The organism is Symbiopectobacterium sp., assembly GCF_047692315.1.
In the GTDB taxonomy this organism is placed as follows: Bacteria; Pseudomonadota; Gammaproteobacteria; order Enterobacterales; family Enterobacteriaceae; genus Symbiopectobacterium.
Map to the genome: position 1 here is coordinate 23,086 of NZ_JBLLJS010000009.1, position 7,086 is coordinate 30,171.

The following is a 7,086-nucleotide window of genomic DNA, read 5'->3' on the forward strand; positions in this document are numbered from 1 at the left end:
TTTTGACCCTCTCTCAGGATGACAAAAGGACACCGCATGCCAGACCTGAAAAATGATCGCTATCTGCGCGCGTTACTGCGCCAGCCCGTTGACGTGACGCCAGTGTGGATGATGCGCCAGGCTGGGCGTTATCTGCCGGAGTACAAAGAGACGCGCGCACAGGCGGGCGATTTTATGTCGCTATGCAAAAATCCAGAGCTGGCTTGCGAAGTCACGCTGCAACCGCTTCGGCGCTATGCGCTGGATGCAGCCATCCTGTTTTCCGATATTCTCACCGTGCCGGATGCCATGGGATTAGGGCTCTATTTTGAAACCGGCGAAGGGCCGCGCTTTGCGCATCCGGTTCGAACGACTGCTGATGTGGCGCGCTTGCCCGTTCCTGATCCTGAACAGGAGCTGGGTTATGTCATGGATGCGGTTCGCACCATTCGCCGCGAACTGGCAGGCGCGGTGCCATTGATTGGTTTTTCCGGCAGCCCCTGGACGCTGGCAACCTATATGGTGGACGGCGGCAGCAGTAAGGCGTTTACGGTTATCAAGAAAATGCTGTTTGCCGAACCGCAGACCCTCCACCTGCTGCTGGATAAGCTGGCCGACAGCGTGATTCTCTACCTGAATGCGCAGATCAAGGCAGGTGCTCAATCGGTGATGATTTTTGATACCTGGGGCGGAGTGTTAAGCGGTCGCGATTATCGTGAGTTTTCGCTGCACTATATGCACAAGATCGTGGATGGATTACTGCGTGAGCATGATGGGCGGCGCGTGCCGGTAACGCTGTTTACCAAAGGCGGCGGCCAGTGGCTGGAAGCGATGGCCGCGACAGGGTGCGATGCGCTGGGGCTGGACTGGACCACGGATATCGGTAAGGCGCGCGCGCGGGTAGGGGATAAAGTGGCGCTGCAAGGCAATATGGACCCTTCAATGCTGTATGCCTCACCCAAGCGTATCGAACAAGAAGTCGATACGATTTTGACTGCGTTCGGCCAGGGGAATGGCCACGTATTCAATTTGGGTCACGGGATTCATCAGGATGTGCCACCGGAACATGCCGGTGCGTTTGTTGATGCGGTACACCGACTGTCACGTCCGTTCCACCAATAATCCCCACTATCAGGATTGAACCTGCCTTAAGGAGTAGGCTTATGGATACGCAAGCATTGAAGGCGGAGCAGAAACGGCGGGCGCAGGACATCGTGCGTGTTGACAGTCTGCCCTTTGTCGAGCCGACGTTTATCGGCGGGGCTGATGTCGGGTTCGAACAAGAGGGAACGGTGACGCGTGCGGCGATCGCGATATTGCACTACCCTTCACTTCAGCTGGTTGAGTACCAGATTGCCCGTATCCCGACGGTAATGCCCTACGTGCCGGGGTTGCTCTCTTTTCGTGAGTGCCCTGGCCTGTTGGCGGCTTGGGAACGGCTGGTGCAGAAGCCTGATCTGCTGTTCGTTGATGGTCACGGTATTTCGCACCCCAGGCGTTTGGGCGTCGCCAGCCATTTTGGTCTGTTGGTGGATGTTCCGACCATTGGTGTTGCTAAAAAGCGCCTGTGCGGTCAGATTGCTCCGCTTTCCGATGCACCCGGCAGTCAAAGTGCACTGATGGATCACGACGAGCAGATTGGCTGGGTATGGCGCAGCAAGGCGCGTTGTAATCCGCTGTTTATCTCAACCGGCCATCGGGTGAGCCTGAACAGCGCCCTGACGTGGGTAAAACGCTGCCAGCGTGGCTATCGTTTGCCAGAGCCCACGCGCTGGGCGGACGCCGTTGCCTCACAACGGCCTGCATTTCAACGCTGGCTGCGTGAAAATCCTCAGTAACACAGGTGGGATGCGGTAAGTTTAAGAATTCAGGAATAGGGCAAGGCAAAAATTTCAGGTACACTGCCTGCCATTAAAAATAAAGAGCGTCGACGATGTTACGTAACCCGATTCACCTGCGGCTGGAGAAACTTGAAAGCTGGCAGCACTTGACTTTTATGGCTTGCCTTTGCGAGCGGATGTATCCGAACTATTATGAATTCTGCCGCCAGACGGAGTTTGGTGATGCGCAACTGTATCGTCGCATCCTCGATCTGGTGTGGGAAGTGCTGGTGGTGAAAGAGGCCAAGGTCAATTTCGACAGCCAGTTGGAGAAATGGGAAGACGCCATTCCTTCCGCCGATGACTACGATTTATACGGTGTCTATCCGGCCATTGACGCATGCATAGCATTGGGTGAACTGATTCATTCGCAACTGAGCGGAGCGACGCTTGAGCATGTGATTGCGATTAGTGAAACCTCTATTCGCACGGTGGCGATGCTGGAAATGACGCAAGCCGGCCGTGAAATGACGGATGAAGAACTTTACGCACTGCCCGCGATTGAAGAAGAATGGGATATTCAGTGGGAAATTTTCCGGTTACTGGCAGCGTGTGAAGAGCATGATTTGGAATTGATTAAAGGGCTGCGCGCCGACCTGCGGGAAGCGGGGAGCAGCAAGATTGGCATAAATTTAGGCCAATAAGGCGATAAAACGTGATTTAAGGCCCTAAATGACAAGTTGAAGGGCTTCACATCCGCCCCCTGTCTGGTCTAGTCTACATTTGGGGGGCGTAAAAAAAGTGGCTGTCGGTGTGCGTGTATGCAGGAGAGTGCTTTTGAGCATATCCGTCGCACTCGATGCTAAGCAAGCGATAAACACACTGTAAGGATAACTTATGAATAAGACTCAACTGATTGATGTGATTGCAGACAAAGCTGACCTGTCCAAGGCTCGGGCTAAAACAGCGTTGGAAGCCACTCTGGCCGCGGTAACTGAGTCTCTGAAAGCAGGCGATGCAGTACAATTAGTGGGTTTTGGTACGTTTAAAGTGAACCATCGTAACGAGCGCACTGGCCGCAACCCGCAAACGGGTAAAGAAATCAAAATCGCTGCGGCGAACGTCCCGGCATTTGTTGCGGGCAAAGCATTGAAAGACGCTGTTAAATAAGCGAATCCCAGTGAAGGATTCAAGCAAAGGGGCGCCAACGCCCCTTTGCTTTTGTGGCGCAGGCTGGGCATGGTGGTTATCGCCGGACTGATAACAGCTTGCTCCAGCCATTCGACACCGCCAACGACGTTCGCCACGGGCTACGTGGGCGATCGTGCAGTGGTGCGCGTGTGGCGTAAAGATGACAGCCAGCAGCACAGCACTCAGTTGGTGACGCTTTCCAATGCCTTGCAGGATGATAACCTGTGGCCCGATCGCCACGGGGGGGAAACACGCTACCTGTTTGTTCAGGACCATCTGCGTGGAATAAAGCGTACTTATCGCGGCACCCATCCGGAAAGTCTTCATCTTCGTTTTACTGACGACGGGACGGTGAGCTTTATGCAACGGCAACTCGACGATCGACGGGAAAGCATTTCTGAAGACGAGATTGCGCTGTTTCAGTTTGATGCCAAGCGGGTGCTGGAACTCAGCGAGGTGTTACGCACCGGCAGCGTGAGACTGCGTCAGGGGCAGCTACAGGGCAATCGTGTACTGACCTGTGATGGGCAAAACGTCAGCCCTGATTTTGATCTGCTCTCGCTGAGATGGATAGCGGAACAGCGGCAGCATCGTCCTGAAGTCACGCAGCGCGTGGCGTGGTTAGATGCCCCTGCGGGAACGCAACTGCTGCTGGCTGAGGAAGATTTGTGTCAGTGGAAGCCGTTTGCCAGCGAGTAGTGAAGACGTCTAACAACCTATGACATATTAAACAAAAAGCCGGATAACTCCGGCTTTTTAGTCTTTGCCGTGCTTATTGCTTCTGCTCACGCGCGATGGCGCGGTAGCCGATATCATTGCGGTAGAAACTGCCATTCCAGCGGATATCTTTGGCAACCTCATACGCTTTCTGCTGCGCAAGCGCAACGGTGCTACCCAATGCGGTCACGCACAGTACGCGCCCGCCGCTGGTTACCACGTCATCGCCACGCAGCGCCGTGCCAGCCTGGAACACCTTACTGTCTTCCGCTGCTTCCTGCGGTAAGCCGCTGATGACATCGCCGGAAGCGTAGTCACCGGGGTAACCGCCTGCCGCGATCACCACGCCTAACGCCGGGCGCTCATCCCAGACGGACGTCGTTTGATCCAGTTTACCTTCACAGGCCGCCAGACACATCTCCACCAGATCGGAGCGCAGGCGCATCATGATCGGTTGCGTTTCCGGATCGCCAAAACGGCAGTTGAATTCGATCACCTTAGGCTGGCCCGCGTCATCGATCATCAACCCGGCATACAGGAAACCGGTATAGGTATTTCCTTCAGCCTTCATGCCTCGCACTGTCGGCCAAATCACCTGATCCATTACGCGCTGGTGGATCTCATCGGTCACCACCGGTGCGGGAGAGTATGCGCCCATACCACCGGTGTTCGGGCCGGTGTCTTTGTCACCCACGCGTTTGTGATCCTGGCTGGTGGCCATCGGCAACACATTATCGCCGTCAACCATGACGATAAAGCTGGACTCTTCCCCTTCTAGAAACTCTTCGATCACGATACGGTGTCCAGCATCGCCAAAGGCATTGCCTGCCAGCATATCCTGAACCGCGTTTTCCGCTTCTTCCAGCGTCATGGCAACAATAACGCCCTTACCCGCCGCCAGGCCATCAGCCTTGATCACGATAGGCGCGCCATGCTTGCGTACATAGGCCAGCGCAGGCTCAACCTCGGTGAAATTCTGGTAGAACGCGGTCGGGATCTGCTGACGTGCCAGGAAATCTTTGGTAAAAGCCTTGGAGCCTTCCAACTGCGCTACGGCCTGAGTGGGGCCGAAAATCGTCAGACCAGCAGCACGGAAAGCGTCAACCACACCAATCACCAGCGGTGCTTCTGGACCGACGATCGCCAAACCAATCTGTTTTTCTTGTGCAAAGGCAACCAGTGCTGGAATGTCAGTGGCGGAGATCGCCACGTTTTGCAGCGCAGGCTCGCGCGCTGTGCCCGCATTACCGGGCGCGACATACACATTGTCTGCCAGCGGCGACTGGGCGGCTTTCCACGCCAGCGCGTGTTCGCGCCCGCCATTACCAATGATTAAAATGTTCATCTGTGTCATATCCTGAATTAGTGGCGGAAATGGCGCATGTCGGTGAAGATCATGGCAATGCCGTGTTCGTTGGCGGCGGTGATAACTTCGTCATCACGAATGGAACCCCCCGGCTGAATCACACAGGTAATGCCAACTGCTACTGCGGCATCGATACCGTCACGGAACGGGAAGAATGCATCAGAAGCCATCACGGAGCCTTTGACTTCCAATCCTTCGTCACCCGCTTTAATACCCGCAATCTTTGCGGAATAGACGCGGCTCATTTGTCCTGCACCAATGCCGATAGTCATATTATCACGGGCATATACGATGGCATTGGATTTGATGAACTTCGCGACTTTCCAGCAGAACAGCGCATCACGCAGCTCGGTTTCTGTCGGTTGGCGCTCCGTGACTACGCGCAATTGTCCGGTATCGACCATGCCCAGATCGCGATCCTGCACCAGTAGGCCGCCATTGACGCGTTTGAAATCCAGCCCGGAAACGCGTTGCTGCCACTGGCCGCAAGTGAGGACGCGCACGTTCTGTTTTGCTGCTGTCACTTTCAATGCGGCTGCACTGGCTGACGGCGCGATGATCACTTCAACAAACTGGCGACTAATGATCGCTTGTGCGGTGGTTTCGTCCAGTTCGCGGTTGAACGCGATGATGCCGCCAAAAGCAGATGTTGGGTCGGTTTTGTATGCGCGCTCGTAGGCCGCCAGAATCGAATTACCAATAGCTACACCACACGGGTTGGCGTGTTTCACGATAACGCAGGCCGGTTCGGCAAACTCTTTTACGCACTCCAGCGCTGCATCGGTGTCAGCAATGTTGTTGTAAGAAAGCGCTTTGCCCTGCAACTGTTCCGCCGTAGCGACAGATGCCTCTTTCAGCGTCTCTTCTACATAAAAGGCGGCTTGCTGATGGCTGTTCTCGCCGTAACGCATGTCCTGCTTCTTGATGAAGTTCAGGTTCAGCGTACGCGGGAAGTGGCCAGCTGGCTTATCTGTCTCGCCGTGGTAAGGAGGTACCATGGTGCCAAAGTAGTTGGCGATCATGCTGTCGTAGGCCGCGGTATGTTCAAAGGCTTTAATCGCCAGATTGAAGCGGATTTCCAGCGTCAGAGAACGCTCATTGGCATCCATCTCATTGATGATGTCAGTGTAGTCGCTGCTTTTTACTACGATGGCCACATCTTTATGGTTCTTGGCGGCGGAACGCACCATGGTTGGGCCGCCAATATCGATATTTTCGACGGCGTCAGCCAGCGAGCAATCGGGGCGAGCCACCGTTTGGGCGAAGGGATACAGGTTTACCACCACCATATCGATGGGGCTGATGTCATATTCTGCCATGATTGCGTCATCCGTGCCGCGACGTCCCAGGATCCCGCCGTGTACTTTCGGGTGAAGGGTTTTTACGCGCCCATCCATCATCTCTGGGAAGCCCGTATAGTCAGAGACTTCAGTGACGGGTAAGCCCGCATCAGCCAACAGGCGGGCAGTTCCACCGGTGGAAAGCAGCTCCACGCCACGTTGAGAAAGCGCCTGAGCAAATTCGACAATACTGGCTTTGTCAGAAACGCTGAGTAAAGCGCGGCGGATAGGACGAGGTTGTGACATGGTGATGTATCCCTTGGCTTTGGATAGTCATAAAAGAACAGTATATGAATGAAGTTTTGCTGTTTTTATCCTTTGCCTGGATAAAACCGCATTCCTATTCTGTTCTTGTGCGGTAATTTTGCGCGGGAGAATTGTAGCGAAAACGTTTGCGTGATGCTCGTCTAATTTTAGGGAGAATCTCATTTGTGGATAACATTGTGCAAAAGTGGGTATAAAGCGGGGTTTTGCTGTGGAATTCAGCAAACAGTCAATTTTATTCAAAATACCTATTGCAGGCTGCGCGGAAATCCCTATACTGCGCCTCCACTGACACGGCAACAGCGATTCGCGGTTGCGAGGTCAGTTAGAAAGTTGAACGAAAGATGTTGACTTTCTAGCGGAAAAGCGTAGATTACGCAGCCCGCGCTACGGTAGATGTGGCAACGCT

General features: G+C 54.4%; 7 protein-coding genes. 5 read left to right on the top strand and 2 right to left on the bottom strand.

Annotation, left to right across the window (positions count from 1 at the left end; genetic code table 11):
• Window positions 1-36 precede the first annotated feature (36 nt).
• The 5 genes from hemE (at window position 37) to ACMZI0_RS03065 (ending at window position 3,689) form a co-directional block, all read left to right on the top strand.
• On the top strand, window positions 37-1,101 hold the full coding sequence (hemE, locus tag ACMZI0_RS03045) for a uroporphyrinogen decarboxylase (protein WP_415671901.1): 1,065 nt from the start codon (window positions 37-39) through the stop codon (window positions 1,099-1,101).
• Window positions 1,102-1,142: 41 nt separating this feature from the next.
• Window positions 1,143-1,817: a deoxyribonuclease V gene (gene nfi, locus ACMZI0_RS03050; protein ID WP_415671902.1), complete on the top strand. Its 675-nt coding sequence runs from the start codon at window positions 1,143-1,145 to the stop codon at window positions 1,815-1,817.
• A gap of 95 nt (window positions 1,818-1,912) precedes the next feature.
• Complete coding sequence (locus ACMZI0_RS03055; protein ID WP_415671903.1) at window positions 1,913-2,503, top strand: YjaG family protein; 591 nt, start codon at window positions 1,913-1,915, stop codon at window positions 2,501-2,503.
• A 193-nt stretch (window positions 2,504-2,696) separates the two neighbouring features.
• A complete protein-coding gene (gene hupA / locus ACMZI0_RS03060) occupies window positions 2,697-2,969 on the top strand; it encodes a nucleoid-associated protein HU-alpha (protein ID WP_415671904.1) in 273 nt (90 codons plus the stop codon).
• 45 nt (window positions 2,970-3,014) lie between these two features.
• A complete protein-coding gene (locus ACMZI0_RS03065) occupies window positions 3,015-3,689 on the top strand; it encodes a DUF1481 domain-containing protein (RefSeq protein WP_415671905.1) in 675 nt (224 codons plus the stop codon).
• A 73-nt stretch (window positions 3,690-3,762) separates the two neighbouring features.
• On the opposite strand, the gene purD is transcribed toward ACMZI0_RS03065, so the two are convergent.
• Together purD and purH are read right to left on the bottom strand one after the other, a co-directional pair.
• Window positions 3,763-5,052 carry a phosphoribosylamine--glycine ligase gene (purD, locus tag ACMZI0_RS03070; protein ID WP_415671906.1) on the bottom strand — a complete coding sequence of 430 codons (1,290 nt, stop codon included), beginning with the start codon at window positions 5,050-5,052 and terminating at the stop codon, window positions 3,763-3,765.
• Window positions 5,053-5,069: 17 nt separating this feature from the next.
• Window positions 5,070-6,659: a bifunctional phosphoribosylaminoimidazolecarboxamide formyltransferase/IMP cyclohydrolase gene (purH, locus tag ACMZI0_RS03075; protein WP_415671907.1), complete on the bottom strand. Its 1,590-nt coding sequence runs from the start codon at window positions 6,657-6,659 to the stop codon at window positions 5,070-5,072.
• Between the last annotated feature and the right edge of the window lie 427 nt (window positions 6,660-7,086).